Annotated in this window: 14 protein-coding genes, 1 tRNA gene and 1 other RNA gene; 7 read left to right on the plus strand and 9 right to left on the minus strand. The window is 67.4% G+C overall.

Annotated features, from left to right (window positions below):
• Window positions 1–2: 2 nt before the first annotated feature.
• The 3 genes from LSI54_RS04070 to LSI54_RS04080 all read right to left on the minus strand — a co-directional run bounded on the left by LSI54_RS04070 (window position 3) and on the right by LSI54_RS04080 (window position 4,274).
• Window positions 3–1,820 carry a 5-oxoprolinase subunit B/C family protein gene (locus tag LSI54_RS04070; protein ID WP_241477817.1) on the minus strand — a complete coding sequence of 606 codons (1,818 nt, stop codon included), beginning with the start codon at window positions 1,818–1,820 and terminating at the stop codon, window positions 3–5.
• A complete protein-coding gene (locus tag LSI54_RS04075; protein ID WP_241477818.1) occupies window positions 1,817–2,587 on the minus strand; it encodes a LamB/YcsF family protein in 771 nt (256 codons plus the stop codon). Before LSI54_RS04075 ends, LSI54_RS04070 begins: the two co-directional genes overlap by 4 nt.
• 157 nt (window positions 2,588–2,744) lie before the next feature.
• The gene (locus LSI54_RS04080; RefSeq protein WP_370644423.1) at window positions 2,745–4,274 is read right to left on the minus strand and encodes a helix-turn-helix domain-containing protein; all 1,530 of its coding nucleotides are present in this window, start codon (window positions 4,272–4,274) and stop codon (window positions 2,745–2,747) included.
• 181 nt (window positions 4,275–4,455) lie between these two features.
• On the opposite strand from LSI54_RS04080, the gene LSI54_RS04085 reads away from it, so the two are divergent.
• The 3 genes from LSI54_RS04085 (at window position 4,456) to LSI54_RS04095 (ending at window position 7,617) form a co-directional block, all read left to right on the plus strand.
• The gene (locus LSI54_RS04085; RefSeq protein WP_241476022.1) at window positions 4,456–5,685 is read left to right on the plus strand and encodes a quaternary amine ABC transporter ATP-binding protein; all 1,230 of its coding nucleotides are present in this window, start codon (window positions 4,456–4,458) and stop codon (window positions 5,683–5,685) included.
• A complete protein-coding gene (locus tag LSI54_RS04090) occupies window positions 5,682–6,620 on the plus strand; it encodes an ABC transporter permease (protein WP_241477819.1) in 939 nt (312 codons plus the stop codon). Before LSI54_RS04085 ends, LSI54_RS04090 begins: the two co-directional genes overlap by 4 nt.
• 88 nt (window positions 6,621–6,708) lie before the next feature.
• Complete coding sequence (locus LSI54_RS04095) at window positions 6,709–7,617, plus strand: glycine betaine ABC transporter substrate-binding protein (protein WP_241465307.1); 909 nt, start codon at window positions 6,709–6,711, stop codon at window positions 7,615–7,617.
• A 168-nt stretch (window positions 7,618–7,785) separates the two neighbouring features.
• Here the strand turns inward: LSI54_RS04095 and LSI54_RS04100 are convergent, their stop codons facing one another.
• The gene (locus tag LSI54_RS04100) at window positions 7,786–8,445 is read right to left on the minus strand and encodes a hypothetical protein (protein ID WP_241465308.1); all 660 of its coding nucleotides are present in this window, start codon (window positions 8,443–8,445) and stop codon (window positions 7,786–7,788) included.
• A gap of 28 nt (window positions 8,446–8,473) precedes the next feature.
• Window positions 8,474–9,838 (minus strand): isocitrate lyase, encoded by a 1,365-nt coding sequence (gene aceA / locus LSI54_RS04105; protein ID WP_241465309.1) that lies wholly within the window; start codon window positions 9,836–9,838, stop codon window positions 8,474–8,476.
• A 211-nt stretch (window positions 9,839–10,049) separates the two neighbouring features.
• Between aceA and LSI54_RS04110 the strand changes: the two genes are divergently transcribed.
• Window positions 10,050–10,478, plus strand: coding sequence for a hypothetical protein (locus LSI54_RS04110; protein ID WP_241477820.1), 429 nt, complete (start codon window positions 10,050–10,052; stop codon window positions 10,476–10,478).
• 59 nt (window positions 10,479–10,537) lie between these two features.
• On the opposite strand, the gene LSI54_RS04115 is transcribed toward LSI54_RS04110, so the two are convergent.
• From LSI54_RS04115 to LSI54_RS04125, 3 genes are all read right to left on the minus strand, one after another.
• The gene (locus LSI54_RS04115) at window positions 10,538–11,065 is read right to left on the minus strand and encodes a LytR C-terminal domain-containing protein (protein ID WP_241470540.1); all 528 of its coding nucleotides are present in this window, start codon (window positions 11,063–11,065) and stop codon (window positions 10,538–10,540) included.
• Between the two features lie 88 nt (window positions 11,066–11,153).
• An RNA gene (gene ffs, locus LSI54_RS04120) (signal recognition particle sRNA small type) lies at window positions 11,154–11,250 on the minus strand.
• 41 nt (window positions 11,251–11,291) lie between these two features.
• Entirely contained in the window at window positions 11,292–12,989 is a 1,698-nt protein-coding gene (locus LSI54_RS04125) for an alpha-keto acid decarboxylase family protein (RefSeq protein WP_241477821.1), read from the minus strand.
• Between the two features lie 173 nt (window positions 12,990–13,162).
• Between LSI54_RS04125 and LSI54_RS04130 the strand changes: the two genes are divergently transcribed.
• Window positions 13,163–14,140: a zinc-binding dehydrogenase gene (locus LSI54_RS04130; RefSeq protein WP_241470542.1), complete on the plus strand. Its 978-nt coding sequence runs from the start codon at window positions 13,163–13,165 to the stop codon at window positions 14,138–14,140.
• Window positions 14,141–14,218: 78 nt separating this feature from the next.
• Here the strand turns inward: LSI54_RS04130 and gluQRS are convergent, their stop codons facing one another.
• Window positions 14,219–15,151 carry a tRNA glutamyl-Q(34) synthetase GluQRS gene (gene gluQRS / locus LSI54_RS04135; protein WP_241476027.1) on the minus strand — a complete coding sequence of 311 codons (933 nt, stop codon included), beginning with the start codon at window positions 15,149–15,151 and terminating at the stop codon, window positions 14,219–14,221.
• Between the two features lie 141 nt (window positions 15,152–15,292).
• Between gluQRS and LSI54_RS04140 the strand changes: the two genes are divergently transcribed.
• Both LSI54_RS04140 and LSI54_RS04145 read left to right on the plus strand, forming a co-directional pair.
• Window positions 15,293–15,377, plus strand: a tRNA-Ser gene (locus LSI54_RS04140).
• A 145-nt stretch (window positions 15,378–15,522) separates the two neighbouring features.
• On the plus strand, window positions 15,523–16,038 hold the full coding sequence (locus LSI54_RS04145) for a hypothetical protein (RefSeq protein WP_241477822.1): 516 nt from the start codon (window positions 15,523–15,525) through the stop codon (window positions 16,036–16,038).
• Window positions 16,039–16,674 lie beyond the last annotated feature (636 nt).

Raw genomic sequence — 16,674 nt, forward strand, 5'->3', positions numbered from 1 at the left:
TCTCAGGCGTCTGGGGTCGTGGGGCTCTGCGACGGCGGGGCCGCCGGGGCATGGGTCCGCGGCAGCGGGGTCAGCGTGTCAGGGTCCACCGGGACCAGGGTGATCTGGTCTCCGGGGGCGAGCTGCGCCGCAAGCGGCAGGTCCTCGTCGATGACGACCCCGATCACCGGGTATCCCCCGGTGACCGGATGGTCGTTGAGGAAGAGCACCGGAGTGCCCGCGGGCGGCATCTGCAGCGAGCCGCGGACGACTCCCTCACTGGGAAGCTCGCCCTCCTTGAGCCGGCGCAGCGGACGCGGGGCCTCCGCGTCGGTGGTCTTCGCGTCGGTGGTCTTCGCGTCGGCGTCCCGGGCGGCGTCGCTGGTTCTGGCGACCTCGGTGCGCTCGGGGACCTCGAGCCGGATCCCGATCCGGTTCGAGGACTGGGACACGATCCAGTGCTGGTCGGCCAGCCGAGCGGCCTCCTCGGCGCTGAACCAGTCCGCGCGGGGTCCATAGGTGAAGCGCAGCGCGGTCGGCGTCTCAGCCGTCGGCGTATCAGCGGATGACGGATCAAGCTGGGGCGCGGAGACGGCGCCGGTGGCGGCCCCGGCGGCGCGGAGCCGGTCTCCGGCCGCGAGCGGACCGGGGCCGAGCCCTGACATGGTGTCGGCGGAGACGCTGCCGAGCACCGGCGTGGCGGCGATGCCTCCACGGAGGCCGACCACGCTGCGCAGTCCACGCTCGGGGGCCCCGAGAGTCAGGGTCTCCCCCGCGGCGAGGGCGAAGGGAGCGCGAAGCGCTGCGCGCCTGCTGGATCCGTCCGGGCCGGTGACGGTCAGCGGCACCTGCGCGCCGGCGACGGCGAGCACCACCGTGGATTCGGCCTGAAGCGTGAGTCCCCCGTGCAGCGCCTCGAGCACCGCGGCCTGCGCACCATTGCCGAGAAGTCGGTTCACCTGGCGGGCGGCGGCCTCATCGGCGACCCCTGCGCGGGAGACTCCGAGGTCACTGAGTCCGCTGCGGCCGAGATCCTGGATCAGGGTCTGCAGACCCGCGTCGAGCACGGTGAGCGCGGCCTCGTCCTCGGGCTCGGAGCCGCGCGAGCTCCACGACCCAGTTTCGGGCTGGGGTGCTTCCTCGGGCTGACGTGCGGACGTGGTCGTCACCGACCGGGCACGCACCGGCTTGTAGCGCACGGAGTCCCCCGGGCTGACCAGCGCCGGGGACTCGCCGTGGGCTTCGCGGGAGAGGTCCCACAGGGTGGCCGGGGTATGTCCGATGAGCTGCCATCCGCCCGGGGAGACCCGCGGGTACACGGCGGAGAACTCACCGGCCAGGGCCACGGCGCCAGCAGGCACGGCGGTGCGCGGGCTGCTGCGGCGCGGGACGTCCAACGGGCCGGGGCGGCCAGGATCCCCGAGCGCCGCCTCACCCGGAGCCGGGCTGGGCACGCAGTAGGTGAATCCGGGGGCGAAGCCGCCGAAGGCTCCGGTCCAGGACTGTTCGGTGTGCCAGTTGATCAGCGCCTCGACGCTCATCTGTTGGTTCGCGGCGAGACCATCCAGGTCTTCCCCGTCGTAGATGACCTCCAGCTCCACGTGCCGGGAGTCCGCGGCAGAGAATTCTCCGAGCTCAAGGCCGGGCAGACGCGTCCGGGCCTGCAGCAGGGCGGGCCGGGCGGTGAAGCGCAGCAGGATGGTGCGGGCCGCGGCCACGGCCTCGACCTGGCCGGGCAGCGGGTCACGGCGCAGCTGCTGATGGCAGGCCAGGACCTGGTCGAGGGTCTCGAACTCCAGCAGCAGCGCGCGGGGACCAGCCTCTCGGATGGTGCTGATCATGCGAAGCTGCGGATCTCGACTCCGGCGCCCTCCAAGGCGGCCCGCACCGCCTTCGCCATCGCCACCGCGCCGGCAGTGTCGCCGTGGGTGCAGATGGATTCGGCCTGGGTCTCGATGCGCGTGCCGTCGCGGGCGATCAGCACGGACTCCTCGGCCAGGCGCAGCATGTTCTCGACCACCTGCTCGGTGTCGTGGAGCACCGCGTCAGGCTCCCGCCGGGAGACCAGCGTGCCGTCGGGGTTGTAGCTGCGATCGGCGAAGGCCTCGGAGACTCCGCGCAGACCGGCTTCGGCGGCATAGTCCAGGGCGATTGATCCCGGCAGCAGCAGCACCGGAAGGTCGCGTCCGGTGCTCTCGCGATAGGCGGCGATGGTGTCGATGACGGCATGGGCGTGCCCGGTGTGGGAGATCATCGCGTGGTAGAGGGCGCCATGCGGCTTCACGTAGCGGATATGGGACCCCAGCCCCAGGGCGATCCCTTCCAGGGCGCCGAGCTGGTAGAGCACATCGGCGGCGAGCTCGTCGGGGGAACATTCCAGGTGCCGACGGCCGAAGCCGGCGAGGTCGCGGTAGCCGATATGGGCGCCGATGACGACGTCGTTCGCCACAGCCTCGGTGGCGGTGGCGCGGATGGTCAGCGGGTCCCCGGCGTGGAAGCCGCAGGCGATGTTCGCGCTGGAGACGGTGCGCAGGATGGCGGCGTCGTCTCCGCTGGTCCAGTTGCCGAAGGCCTCTCCGACATCGCTGTTCAGGTCGATCTGTGCCACGTGATCCTCCTCGAGCCGATGTTGCCCACGTCTCAGTGTGAGCTGAGTCAAGGATGCCTGACTCCGCAGGATTGTTCAACAATCCGAGCGAAGTTGGTGCTGAATCCTGGTGCCAGCCCGGTTTCTCAGTCCTGCCGGCATTCAGCCCTGGTGGTGTTCAGTCCTGACGCGAGTGGCGTTCCAGGAACTCGTAGACCTCGGTGGTGTCCACCCCGGGGAAGGCCCCCTGGGGCATGGCCGCGAGCAGGTGGCTGTTGGCGCGGGCGGCAGGCCAGGCCTGTCCCTCCCAGCGGGCGGCGAGCTCCGCCGGGGGCTGCCGGCAGCAGGTCGGATCGTCAGGACAGCGCGAGGATGAGCGCGAGGTGGTGTCGGAGCCGCGGAACCATTTCACATGCTCGAAGGGCACTCCGATGGAGAGCGAGTACAGCCCCGAGGAGTGCGCCTCGGTCCGCGCGGTGCACCAGAACGTTCCGACCGTGGTGTCGGTGTACTGGTGGAATGATCGGAACTTGTCATCGACCTCGAAGACCTGGCGCGAGGTCCACTGCCGGCAGATCGTCTGACCCTCGATGGCTCCGGAGTGATCCGCCGGGAAGTTGACCCCGTCGTTCTCATAGGCCTTGTGCAGGATCCCGGACTCGTGGACCTTCTGGAAGTGACACGTGATCCCCAGGTGTTCGGTGGCGAGATTGGTGAACCGGTGGGCGGCAGACTCATAGGAGACGGCGAAGGCGTCCCGCAGGTCCTCGATGGCGATCTCCTTGCGCGACTTGGACTCCTTCAGGAAGCGCACGGTGGTGGCCTGGGGCATCAACAGGCTCGCCGCGAAATAGTTGGTGTAGACACGCTGGCGCAGGAATTCGGAGTAGTCCTCCGGCTCGGTGTGACCCAGCACCTGGTGGCCCAGCGCCTGGAGCAGCACCGAGCGGGCGTCCCACTGCCGCGCGGTTCCCTGGGTCAGGTAGATGATCCGGTTCTTCTGATCCGTCACCGAGCGGGTGGATTCGGGCAGGTTCTTCACGAAGCGCAGCGAGAACCCGAGGTGCGCGGCGATGTCAGCGGCCACATGGTGGGACAGCGGACCTTCGCGGTGATCCACCGCGTCCAGCAGCTCCTGGGCGGCCGCCTCGATCTCCGGGTAGTAGTTGTTCCTGGCGCGCATCTCCTCACGCAGCTCCGTATTGGCCCGCCGCGCCTCCTCCGGAGTGGCGGCCTGCTCCTCGAGACGACGGCGCAGCTCACCTTGGAGCGCGACCAGCGATTCCAGGACATCCATGGGCAGACGGTTGCTGATCCGCACCGCGGGCAGGTTCAGCGCCGCATAGAGCGGACCCCGCTGCGCCTTCTCCAGCTCGATCTCCAGTGCCGCGCGCTTCGAAGGCGGATCGGCGCCGAAGAGGTCGTCGAAGCTGACCTCCAGCGCCTTGGCCAGCTGCTGCAGCTGGGAGAGCTTGGGCTCGCGGCGGCCGTTCTCCAACAGCGAGAGCTGACTGGGCGCGGTGCCCAGCGCCTCGGCGAGCGCATCAAGGGTCATCCCGGCCTGCTTGCGCAGATGGCGCACGCGTCGGCCAAGCGCGATCAGGTCGAAGCCCTCGTCCTGGGAGGCTGCTGAGGCGCGCTCGAGGGAGCGAAGCTGGGTGCGCTGCGACGATTCCCTCACGTTTGAGGTTTCTCGTACTGTCCGCATATCAAAAAAGCATACCCGCCACCGAAGCCTGCCCGGTGACGCGCACCACTGGCACCTCCGAGCTCACCGTGAGGCGGGTCACCACAATTGCAGCACGAAGTCAAGCATTGACAGGTCACAATCAGGTGATATACGGCTTTTGGTAAGGTCGAGAATCATCGACTTCTACGAAGGAATGATCTTGAACTCCAGTACTGCCGAGCCTGCAGTCCGAGCGCGGAACGTCTACAAAGCCTTCGGCAAGCGCCCCGAGGAGATCGTCCGACGCATCAAGGGCGGCGCGGATCGCGAGGACGTCACGGACCTGGGCACCGCCGCTGTCATCGACGCGAGCTTCGACGTGCAGCCGGGCGAGGTCTTCGTGGTGATGGGCCTCTCCGGCTCCGGAAAATCCACGCTGATCCGCATGGTCAACGGTCTGCTGCCTGCGACCGCCGGCAGCATCGAGGTGGGCGGTGAAGACATCGCCCGGCTCTCCGCCAAGGATCTGCGCCGCGTTCGCCGTGAAAAGGTCTCCATGGTGTTCCAGCACTTCGCGCTCTTCCCCCACCGCACCGTCGGTCAGAACGCGGCCTACGCCCTCGAGGTCCAGGGACTCAACCGCTCAGACCGGGAACGCAAGGCCGAAGAGGCCCTCCGCATGGTGGGCCTCACCGGCTGGGGCGGATCCATGCCGGACGAGCTCTCCGGAGGCATGCGCCAGCGAGTCGGTCTGGCCCGCGCACTGGCGGCCGGCACCGAGGTGATGCTCATGGATGAAGCCTTCAGCGCCCTGGATCCCCTCATCCGACGAGAGATGCAGGACCAGCTCGTGGAGCTGCAGGAGCAGCTGGGCAAGACCATCCTGTTCATCACCCATGACCTCAACGAAGCCATGCGGCTGGGCGACCGGATCGCAATGATGCGCGACGGACGCACAGTGCAGATCGGGACCTCTGAGCAGATCCTCAACGACCCGGCCAACGACTACGTCGCCCAGTTCGTCCAGGACGTGGATCGCACCCGAGTCCTCACCGCCGGCGCCATCATGGAACCTCCGGTGGCGGTGCTCGGCACGGAACAGGGGCCCCGCACCGCACACAAGCTCATGCGCGAACACCAGACCAACGTGCTGGCGGTCGTCGACCGCGGAAAGAAGCTCCACGGCTTCGTGCACGAAGATGCTGTCGCCGCGGCAGTGGCCCAGGGCGCGAACACGCTCGACGGGCTGCTGCAGCCGGCCCCCTCGGTGCATGCCGAGACTCCGCTGGCCGAGCTGATGACCCAGGCCGCGCAGAGCGAAGCAGGGCTGGCAGTGATCGATGACGCCGGCCGACTTGAAGGGATCATCGCCCGCGTGACGCTGCTCAACGCCCTGGCGGAGCCGAAATACACCGGCCATGACGCCTCAGAGGCGGTGGGCACCCGATGATCACCACTGCTCAAGAGACTGAAGGAGCCGGGGTCCCCCGGCTGAACGTCGGCGAATGGATCGAGACCGGCTTCGGCTGGGTCAACGACAACCTCGGCGCCCTGTTCGACCTGATCCGAACAGTCGTCTCAACTCTGACCGGCGGCCTGGACGACCTGCTCAACACTCCGGATGCGCTCCTGCTCGCCGTGGCGTTCTCTCTCCTGGGGTGGCTGGTCAAGGACTGGAAGCTGGGCCTCCTCTCGATCGTGATGCTGGTGTTCGTGATCAGCATCGATCAGTGGGAGAACGCCATGACCACGCTGGCCCTGGTGGCAGTGGCAGCCGCCATCGCCCTGGTGATCGCGATCCCGCTCGGAATCTGGGCTGCCCGGTCTGACCGGGTCAGCGGCGCGATCAGGCCGGTGATGGACCTGATGCAGACCATGCCGGCCTTCGTCTGGCTGGTTCCCGTGGTGACGCTGTTCAGCATCGGCGTCACCAGCGGTGTCGTCGCCACCATCATCTTCGCGCTTCCTCCCGGGGTGCGGTTCACCGAGCTGGGCATCCGGGGGGTCGACGCCGAGGTGGTCGAGGCGGGCCATGCCTTCGGCAGCACGCCCGGGCAGATCTTGGTGCGCATCCAGCTTCCGCTGGCGCTGAAGACCATCATGGCCGGCGTCAATCAGGTCATCATGCTGGCGCTGTCCATGGCCGTCATCGCTGGCCTCGTCGGGGCCGGCGGACTCGGCGGCGAGGTCATGCGAGCCATCGGCAGCCTGGACATCGGCCTGGCGTTCGAGGCCGGGCTCGCCGTCGTCGTCCTGGCCATCTATCTGGACCGCGTCACCTCCGCCATCGGTCACGGCGGCATGGCCGTGGGACGGATGTCGAAGCTGCTTCGTCGCGGCCGTCCTCGACGAAGCCCTGAGCCCGCCCCCGCCAAGACCACGTGATCCGGCCTCGCCCGCTGGACGAAGCCACCACCCGAGAACACAGACCAGAGACCGCATCGCACCCGCACACAACAGATTGAGGCACATCATGAGTACACGAACTGGCACAGCATCGAAGTTCATCGGCGTGACCGCCGCGGCAGCCCTCGCGCTGACCGCCTGCGGCGGCGGCGACGACGCCGCGGAGAACGGGGACGAGGCCGAGGCCGGCGGCACCGTCACCCTGGGCATCATCCCCAGCTGGACCGATGGTCTGAGCATGGCCTACCTCTGGCAGGGCATCCTCGAGGGCGAGGGCTACGACGTCGAGATCGAAGAGATCAACGACGCCGCCCCGCTGTACACCGGCGTCGCCCAGGGCGACATCGACGTCTACCCGTCCGCATGGCCCGAGGTCACCCACGCTGAGTACATGGACGAATACGGTGACGATCTCGAGGATCTCGGCGCGTACTACGAGGGCGCCGTGCTGACCCTGGCGGTGCCCGAATACACCGAGATCGACTCCATCGCAGAGCTTGCCGACAACGCCGAGGACTTCAACGGTCAGGTCATCGGCATCGAGCCAGGTTCGGGCCACATGGGAGTCACCGCCAATGACGTGTTCCCGACATATGGGCTCGACGAGAACTTCGAACTCGTGGAATCCTCCACCGCGGCGATGCTGACCGAGCTGGGCTCCGCCATCGATGACGAGGAAGACATCGTCGTGACGCTGTGGCGTCCGTTCTACGCCTACGGCAACTTCGACCTGAAGGATCTCGAAGATCCCGAGGGTGCGCTGGGCGAGCCAGAGACGCTGAACTTCATCGCCAACTCCGAGTTCTCCAGCGAGTTCCCCGAGGTCGCCGAGTGGATGGGCAGCTTCACCCTCTCCGATGAGGAGTACGCCGAGCTCGAGGACATGATGGTCAACGAGTACGCGGACAACGAGGAAGAAGCCGCTCAGGCCTGGATGGAAGACAACGCCGATATGATCGACTCCCTCAAGGAGTGATCTGTCGAGGGTGATCAGGTCCTCCCGATCACCGTCTGCCGATCACCGCCTGCTGATCAGCAGGGCGTGATCCAGACGCAATGACAGAGACCCCCGATCCCGTTCCGAGTCATGGACTCGGATGTGGGACCGGGGGTCTCCGTCTGTGCTGCAGCTGCCAGCCGCCGGTCAGCGGGCCCGCTTCTGAAGCAGGATCGCACCGCCGGCGTCGTCCTCTGAGGCGCTGAAGGTGATCGCCCGGATGGTGCCGGCCGGAAGGCCGACCAGCTCCTCTGCCCGGGTGAACATCTCCTGCCAGATCTCCAGCTCATCCTCGCTCTCGATGCCGAGCAGCGAGATGAACGGAGCCCTGCCTTCAGAGACCAGACGGCGCGCACGCCGCTGGATGTGCAGCGCGAAGTCAACCAGTCCTGCCGAGAGCGCCTCCCCCTTGGAGAAGATCCGGTCCTCGGACCGGGTCAGTCGCCGGGGTGTCGCAAAGGCCGAAGGTGGTTCCACCAGGTACCGCTCAACCAGCGCCTTCCAGGAGGCCTCGGCCTCCTCCGCACTTCCGCGCCGCCCCACCGGGCTGGGCGCGAAGTTCCGCTGCGGCTGCAGCTCCGGCGCCTCGAGTTCGGCGATGCGTGCGCCGAATTCGCGGTGCAGGGTGCTCAGGAAGGTCAGCGCATCCGCGGTGAACACCTCATTCTGCCGCGGTGCCCGCGGCGCATTGAGTGTGATGCCGTTGATCGTGATGCCGTTGCTCGACGTGGCCTCGGCCGGATCGGTGATGCTCTCGTTTCCGGATGTGGTGCTGGAGCGGAAAGAGGTGCTGGTCTGGGCGTTCATGGCTGACTCCTTTGTCAATGCCGGTGGATCAGTGGAATTGTCCTGCTTCGGTGGAACCCTTGTAGGCCACCGTCGAGGACTCGGGGTTCAACGTGGTGGAGATGGCATCGAAGTATCCGGTGCCGACCTCGCGCTGGTGCTTGGTGGCGGTGTAGCCGTCTGCCTCTGCGGCGAATTCCTTCTCCTGCAGCTCCACATAGGCCTTCATCTGGTTGTCCTTGTAACCGCGCGCCAGCTCGAACATCGAATAGTTCAGCGCGTGGAAGCCGGCCAGGGTGATGAACTGGAAGGTGAAGCCCATGGCGCCCAGCTCACGCTGGAACTTCGCGATGGTCTCGTCGTCGAGGTGCTTCTTCCAGTTGAACGAGGGCGAGCAGTTGTAGGCCAGCATCTGGTCCGGGTACTCGGCCTTGACCGCCTCGGCGAACTGCTTGGCGTACTCCAGGTCCGGGGTGCCGGTCTCCATCCAGATCAGATCGGCGTAGGGCGCGTAGGCCTTGGCCCGGGCGATGCAGGGTTCGATGCCGTTGCGCACCTTGTAGAAGCCTTCGGCGGTGCGCTCTCCGGTGATGAAGGGCTGGTCGCGCTCGTCGACGTCCGAGGTGATCAGCGTGGCCGCCTCCGCGTCGGTGCGGGCGATGACGACGCTGGGGGTGTTGTGCACATCGGCGGCGAGCCGGGCCGACTGCAGCGTGCGCACGTGCTGACCGGTGGGGATCAGCACCTTTCCGCCGAGGTGTCCACACTTCTTCTCCGAGGCGAGCTGATCTTCCCAGTGCACGCCGGCGGCGCCGGAGGCGATCATGGACTTCATCAGCTCGTAGGCGTTCAGCGGGCCGCCGAATCCGGCCTCGGCGTCGGCGATGATCGGGACCATGTAGTCCTCGACCGTGCGGGTGCCTTCGAGGTAGTCGATCTGGTCCGCGCGGAGCAGGGCGTTGTTGATCCGGCGCACCACGCTGGGCACCGAGTTGGCCGGGTAGAGCGACTGATCCGGGTAGGTGTGGCCCGAAAGGTTCGCGTCACCGGCGACCTGCCAGCCGGAGAGGTAGATGGCGCGCAGGCCGGCCTTGACCTGCTGGACCGCCATATTGCCGGTCAGCGCACCCAGGGAGTTCGTGTACTTGCCCTCGGCGTGCTCTGCGGTGAGCTGGCTCCAGAGCTTCTCGGAACCGCGCTTGGCCAGCGTGTGCTCCTCCTGGACGTTGCCCTGCAGCTTGATGACCTCAGCTGCGGAGTAGTCGCGGGTGGTCTGTTCCCAGCGCGGGTTGGTGTCCCAGTCCTGCTGCAGAGCGTCGACCTTCTGCTGGAAGACCTCTTTGGTCTCGGGGCTGAGCCCACCCTGGGGCTGTGAGTTCTGGGTCTGCGACTGCGAGGCAATTGTCTCGGTCATCTGAATCTCCTTTGAATCGTGGACCTTGTTTCGGTGACAAGACCAGTTCACGCCCTGTGAAGCCCTGACGCCAGAGTTTTCTCGTCAAAGATCTGCGTTTCTTTGCGCAATCGAAGAAACGTCGGAAGATTCGACCGAAGTTGATCTTCTACACTGTGTAGAAGACGCACGACAGATGTTTTCAGCCGTACATCACCCGATGAGGAGCACCATGACGAACCCCTTCACACCCACGACCTCCACGACGACTGGTCCTGCCGCTCCGGCGAGCCCGATGCCGCGACTGACCCTGATCGTCGGCGGCCTGCTGGTGGTGATCGGCATCATCGGCTATGTCGCCACCGACTTCGCCAGCATGACGGCGCTGATCCCCTCGGTGGTGGGCCTGCTGCTGCTGATCAGCGGCGGCATCGCGATGAAGAACCGCAAGCTCGGCGTCCATATCGCCCTGGCGGTCGCGCTGCTCGGCGCCTTCGGCATGATCATGCCGCTGATGAGCCTGCCCGAGCTCTTCGCCGGCGAGTCTGAGAACCCGGGAGCCGTGATCTCCTCGCTGGTCACAGTGATCGTGCTGGTGATCTACATCGTCCTGGGCGTGCGCAGCTTCATCGCTGCCCGCCGCTGGAAGGACGCACGCTGAGCTGAACCGGGCTGAGCTCCTCTGATCTGGACAGGAACAGCCGCTGCGGCTGAGGCTGCTCAGTCTGCGGAGCAGCGCAGGAGGCCGGGGACCATGTCGAGGTCCCCGGCCTCTTCCATGTCCTGGACCGCGAACTCCGACCCCAGGATCAGATCCACGCTGTAGTCGTCGCGCTCATCGACGTCCACCATGGTGTCGGGGATGTGCTGCTGCAGGGTATAGGCCTGCCGCAGACCCCGATCCCCCACCCGGATGATCCCGGCGAAGCCCGTGTCGGCGAAGTAGTCGTTGTCGACCTCTGCGACCCGGAAGCTCCGATCGCTGAGCTCATCGGCCACCTCATGGGCCAGACCGGGCGCGTTGGTGGTGTTGAACACCGAGATCCGGACCCGCTCGGGCACCACCGGCTGCTGCGTGCCGGAGGGGCACTGTTCCGCCGCGGTGATCGAACCGCGGCCGAAGACGCTCAGTGGCAGCGTCCCATTGATCATCAGCCAGCTGGCTCCGCTGATCAGTCCGATCACAGTCAGGGTGCCCAGCCAGATGAGAAGCCGCTGGGTGCGCGTGCTCGCGGGCCGGTGATCCATGGGTTCGATTCTAGAAGCTCGCCGGGTCCTGAAGGCTCAGCAGACATTCGCGGCGGGGCGGATCCGGCCGCATGAGGCGGCTGAAGACATTAAGAGCCCCACGTGCACCTGCCAGAGCCCGCTTACCCTTGCTACCTTCCGGTCCTGGGGGAGTTCAGCAGGATGGCACCGCACGTGGGGCCGGGGTTCATCGTATCTCGGCCTCATGCTTGAAGGCCAATGGAGCTCAGCGCTTGAGCGCGTCGGCCACGTCCTGGAGCAGCTGTGGGATGTCGTCGCGGTCGGTGATCGCCTCGATGAAGACCAGCTTCTCCCGGTTGCTCATGGTGTCCCTGCAGGCCGCCAGCAGCTCTGCCTCGGTGGTGACCCTGCGGTAGAGGTAGTCCTCCTCCGCTGCTCCGAAGAGCCGGGGCACCAGCTCCCAGCGCCACGGGGCGATGTCGTTGTAGACCTCATCGGGCCCATGGATGGCCCGCTCCACGGTATAGCCGGCGTTGTTGACCAGCACCACCACCACGGGCAGCTTCTCGCGGATCATCACGCCCATCTCCTGGATGGTCAGCTGGGCGGAGCCGTCGCCGATCAGCAGCACCGGTCGACGGCTGGGGTCCGCGAGCCCGGCGCCGATGATCGCGGGCAGGGTGTAGCCGATGGAGCCCCACATGGGCTGACCGATGAACGTTGACTTCGCCGGGAACCGGTGGGAGGCCATCCCGAAGTAGCTGGTCCCCTGGTCCGCGGCGACGATGTTCGCCGATTCCAGCTGCGAGGCCAGCACGGCCCAGAGGCCGTCCTGGGTCAGCGGACCTTCGGAGGGTTCCCGGGGCGTCTCCGCGGCCGGAGCCTCCGCCGCGGGCATCGGGGCGACGTCGTCGAGCTCGGTGGTCACCCGGTGCAGCACTGCGAGCGCGTCCTGCAGCGAGATCGGGGTGAAGACCTCATGGCCCACCCGGGCGCCGAAGCGGGAGACGTCGATCATCCGGGCAGAGTCGAGGTCCATGGAGAAGCCGGCGGTGGTGTTGTCGGTGTATTCCACCCCGAGGGTGATCAGCGCATCGGCACCCTCGATGACCTCGCGCACCCGATCCTGAGAGGCGGCACCGGCGTAGATGCCCACGAAGTTCGGGTCCGATTCATCGACCAGGGTCTTGCCCCAGGCCAGCGTGGCGAAGGGCAGCTGGGAATCCGTGAGGAAGGAGGCCAGCTCCTCGGTGGCGCCGAGCCGGTGGACGAGAAGATCGGCCAGCACGGCGGTGCGCCGCCCGGGCAGGAAGCGCCGCACGGCCGCTTCGAAGGCGCCGACGGCGCGCGGGGTGGTCACCGGGAGATCGGTGGTCAGCGGCTCCGAGGGCGGGTAGGCGGCGATCTCGGCGACGTCGGCGGCCAGCATGAGGTAGCCGGGGCGACGGCGGAAGACGACGTCGCGCAGGACCCGGTCGATCTCCCAGGTGGCGGTGGGCGCGTCGAGATCGGCGTGGGCGCAGGTGACCTCTTCGGCCATCCGCAGGAAGTGCTTGAAGTCGCCGTCGCCCAGCGAGTGGTGGATCTTGCGGCCCGAGGCCTGGGTCTCCTTGGGCGGTGCGCCGACGATCTGGACCACCGGCACGGATTCGGCGTAGGAGCCGGCCACGGCGTTGATCGCGGAGAGCTCCCCGACCCCATAGGTGGTCAGGAAGGCGCCGATGCCGCGGATGCGGGCATAGCCGTCGGCGCTGTAGCCGGCGTTGAGCTCATTGGCGGAGCCGACCCAGCGGATGCTGCGGTGGGCCACCACGTGGTCCAGGAAATGGAGGTTGAAGTCTCCTGGAACGCCGAACAGCTCGGTCAGGCCGAGCTCAGCCAACCTGTCCAGCAGATAGTCACCGATCGTGTAGTTCTCGAGGGACTCATCCTGCGTGGTTTCGGACATCTCTTCTTCGGGCATGGGTCTCGCCTTCTGGTCGTGGCCGGCTCCAGCGATGCGGGTGGATCTGCTGGGCCGCCAACGGTCTACGGTGCCGCCAGTCTACGTGGGAGCCGTCACAGCAGGCGGTGCAGGAATAGCTGGCTTCGATCCCCTGTTCCTGCCGGCATACCTCTGATTGAAAGTAGGACTTCATGCGCGCAGTCACCCAACAGACATTCGGCGAGCCCTGGGACGTCCTCGACGTCGAAGACGTCCCCACCCCGGACCCCGGTGCAGGAGAGGCCCGGGTGCGGACCTTGCTCTCCCCCATCCACAACCATGACCTCTGGACCATCCGCGGGTCCTACGGCTTCAAGCCGGAGCTGCCGGCCCGCACCGGGTCCGAGGCAGTAGGCGTCATCGACGCCCTCGGTCAGGGCGTGGAGAACCTCACCGTGGGTCAGCGGGTCGCCACCGGCGGCGTCTTCGGTGCCTGGGCCGAGTACTTCATCGCCCCCGCCGCGGGCCTGATCCCGGTGGATCAGGACGCCGCCGATGAGGTCGCCGCCCAGCTGGTCTCGATGCCCTTCTCCACCATCGCCCTGCTGGACTGGTTGGATCTGGACGAGGGCGACTGGATCATCCAGAACGCGGCCAACGGCGCGGTGGGCCGGATGCTGGCCCAGCTGGCACCGACGCGGGGCATCAACGTGCTCGGCCTGGTGCGTCGCGACGAGGGTGTTGCTGAGCTCGACGCTCAGGGCATCACCGGGGTCGTCTCCACCGAGTCCGCTGGATGGCAGGACCGCGTCGCAGAGGTCACCGGTGGGGCGAAGATCGTCGCGGGCATCGATTCGGTGGGCGGGGAGGCCAGCAATCAGGTGCTCTCCCAGCTCGGCGAGGATGCCACGCTGGTGATCTTCGGCGCCATGGCCGGAGGCACGATGGCGCTGAACTCCGGGGCCATCATCTTCAAGAACGTCACGATCAAGGGCTTCTGGGGCTCCCGGGTGATGGGCGATCTGGCGCCTCAGCGCCGTGGCGAGCTGTTCACCGAGCTGCTCACCCGAGTCGCGGACGGCACCCTCTCGCTCACCGCCGAGGCGACCTATGCCTTCGATCAGGTGCGCGAGGCGGCGCAGGCGAACTTCGTGCCGGGCCGCAGGGGCAAGATCTTGCTGCGCCCGTAGCGGAGCAGCCTCGACGGCGCCCCAGACCGGGGTCACCGGGTCTGACGTGTCGGGTCTGGGACACCGCGTGTGGGTGTTTCAGCTGTTCGGCGGCTGGAACACCCAGGCGTCGCCGGGCAGCGCCTTCGGGTCGAAGGACTCCAGCGCCTGAGCCAGGGGGCCGGCGGGGAGTCCCAGCGAGATCAGCAGCAGGTCGCGCAGGGCCGCGGCGTCGATCCCCTGCTCCTGCAGGGCGGCCCGCGTCACGGCTCCGTCCCGCTTGGCCAGGCGCCTGCCCTCGACGTTGAGCACCAGCGGCACATGGGCGTACTGGACCTCCGCCGCTGCCTGCGGGTCGTAGAGCAGTCCGCGCAGGTAGGCCTGGCTCGGCGCAGACGGCGCCAGGTCGTCGCCGCGCACCACCTGGTCCACCCCGGTCAGATGATCATCGACCACCACGGCGAGGTTGTACGCCGGGGTCCCGTCGTTGCGCTGGACCACGAAGTCATCGACCTCGGTGGTGATCCGGCCCAGCAGCACGTCTTCGACGGAGAACCGCGTGGCCGCGCCGGTCTCGGAGCGGGGTGCGCGCAGCCGCACCGCCGCGGGACGCTCCGCTCGACGGCGCCGCCGCTCCTCCTGGCTCAGGTAGCGGCAGGTGCCCGGATAGGTTCCGGTCGGCGCGTGCGGGGCGCGCGCCGCCTCGTGGATCTCGCGGCGCGAGCAGAAGCATTCATAGGTCAGCTCGGCATGCTGCAGCTGCGCGATCGCTGCGCCGTAGAGGTCCATCCGTTCGGACTGACGGGTCCGATCGGCGCCATCCTGCGCGTCGAAGGTCAGCCCCATGGCCTGGAGGTCATCGAACTGCTGGTCCTCGGAGCCCGCCACCGTGCGGGCAAGATCGAGATCTTCGAAGCGCAGCAGGAAGGCCCGTTCGGTGGACCGCGCGAAGAGCCAGGCGAGCATCCCGGTGCGCAGGTTGCCCAGATGCAGCTCTCCCGAGGGGCTTGGTGCGTAGCGTCCAGCGGGCATCGTCCTCGCCTTTCCTCAGGTCAGATCTTGGCAGTGATCCATCCTACGGGGGCTCGATGTGCATTCTGCGCTGGTTCTCCGCTAGTATGAAGTCTGCTCTCGAGGGCCGCGCCGATCAGGCAGGCCAGCGGGACGCAGCCAGGAGGATTCGCCTAGCGGCCTATGGCGCACGCTTGGAACGCGTGTTGGGTTCACGCCCTCGGGGGTTCAAATCCCCCATCCTCCGCCGACAGAAGCCCGTCAGCCTGATAAACCAGGCTGACGGGCTTCTTCGTGTCCGGTGGCTCCGTGAGCTTCGGGCCCAGGGTAGCGTTGGCATGCGCAGCCTGCGGCCTCTGCCGAGGGCACCATCACTCACCCCTGGAGGGGTCATGCACAAGACAGTTGTTGCCGGGACCGGCTTCCTGGCAGCCCTGGCCCTGATCAGCTGCGCCGGAGCATCTGAGGAATCCGTGGAGCCGAGCGAGGCGTCAGCATCTATGCCAACGGTCACGGCAGAGCCGGAGCCGGAACAGAGCCCCGCGACGGACGCGCCGGAGGACGCGTGGCTGGCCGAGGCCCGTGATTCATACCTGGACGACCTCGAAGAATGGCACCGTGAGTACTCCGGTGCCGGCTGTGTGGCCCATGAGCCCCAGTGCCGCGATCTCTTTGCCGAGGGCCTGCCGCTGATGGCCGACTACAGCTATTGGGTCCGCAATCAGACGGAGGGCCTCCCGGAGTACGTTCCGGCGTCCTACTCCGCAGATCTCGCGGCAGCCACTCGAGCGCTGGTGTCCTGGTCCTACGCCTGCCCCGATGACGAGGACTGTGCGGAGATCGCCCAGGATGCCGAATCACGCTCATTCGAGGTGATCACGGCAACCTCGGACTGGGCGGCGAAGTAGTTCTCCACGTCGGCCTCCCGGGTCGGCGTGCTGGCAAGCCTCAGCGACCGAAGAGCCGACTGAAGAACCCGCCGGACGGGGCAGGCTCATGTCCGGGGCACCGCTGGGTGGCGCTGACCCCGCGCATCACCTGATCCACATGTTGGCCGCATCCGGCCCAGGTGGTCTTTCCGCAGGTCTTGCAGGTCACAGCTCGGCACATGGTGGCTCCTTCAGTGGGGTGGACGACAAGACAAGTATACCCCCCGGGGTATACGTGGCGAACCACCGACGTCGCGCAACGACGCGACCCCCCTCATTGCCGCAGGCCATCTCCGCTTGCGGGCTTCCTGGTCTGCAGCACGCCGTGCACAGGACCCCGTTGGGATTCGCGATGGGCTCGGAGCCACTGGGCGCAGGTCGGGGCGCCGACCACGTGCACCGCGCCGCTGAGACCCTGCCACAGGGGGCGCCGAGCTCACCGCTGGACGGCGGCGAGACCACCGGGGATTAAGGGGTCAGCTGCACCGCGAACCGGTACACCCGGAACCAGGAGCCCGGAGACCCCTCCGGTCCCGGGGAAGCGTCCGGCGGCTGCTGAGCTGACGCGGAAGAGATCGCGGCGCTGTGCGATGTCGTGGAGCTTCAGCCCTGCGA

It is taken from the genome of Nesterenkonia sp. AY15, from assembly GCF_022565855.1.
Taxonomy (GTDB): domain Bacteria; phylum Actinomycetota; class Actinomycetes; order Actinomycetales; family Micrococcaceae; genus Nesterenkonia.

Coding starts and splice junctions, on each gene's coding strand:
- LSI54_RS04070 (WP_241477817.1), bottom strand. CDS start 1,820: ATGATCAGCACCATCCGAGAGGCTGGTCCCCGCGCGCTGCTGCTGGAG.
- LSI54_RS04080 (WP_370644423.1), bottom strand. CDS start 4,274: ATGCGGACAGTACGAGAAACCTCAAACGTGAGGGAATCGTCGCAGCGC.
- LSI54_RS04090 (WP_241477819.1), top strand. CDS start 5,682: ATGATCACCACTGCTCAAGAGACTGAAGGAGCCGGGGTCCCCCGGCTG.
- LSI54_RS04095 (WP_241465307.1), top strand. CDS start 6,709: ATGAGTACACGAACTGGCACAGCATCGAAGTTCATCGGCGTGACCGCC.
- LSI54_RS04100 (WP_241465308.1), bottom strand. CDS start 8,445: ATGAACGCCCAGACCAGCACCTCTTTCCGCTCCAGCACCACATCCGGA.
- aceA (WP_241465309.1), bottom strand. CDS start 9,838: ATGACCGAGACAATTGCCTCGCAGTCGCAGACCCAGAACTCACAGCCC.
- LSI54_RS04110 (WP_241477820.1), top strand. CDS start 10,050: ATGACGAACCCCTTCACACCCACGACCTCCACGACGACTGGTCCTGCC.
- LSI54_RS04115 (WP_241470540.1), bottom strand. CDS start 11,065: ATGGATCACCGGCCCGCGAGCACGCGCACCCAGCGGCTTCTCATCTGG.
- LSI54_RS04125 (WP_241477821.1), bottom strand. CDS start 12,989: ATGCCCGAAGAAGAGATGTCCGAAACCACGCAGGATGAGTCCCTCGAG.
- LSI54_RS04130 (WP_241470542.1), top strand. CDS start 13,163: ATGCGCGCAGTCACCCAACAGACATTCGGCGAGCCCTGGGACGTCCTC.
- gluQRS (WP_241476027.1), bottom strand. CDS start 15,151: ATGCCCGCTGGACGCTACGCACCAAGCCCCTCGGGAGAGCTGCATCTG.
- LSI54_RS04145 (WP_241477822.1), top strand. CDS start 15,523: ATGCACAAGACAGTTGTTGCCGGGACCGGCTTCCTGGCAGCCCTGGCC.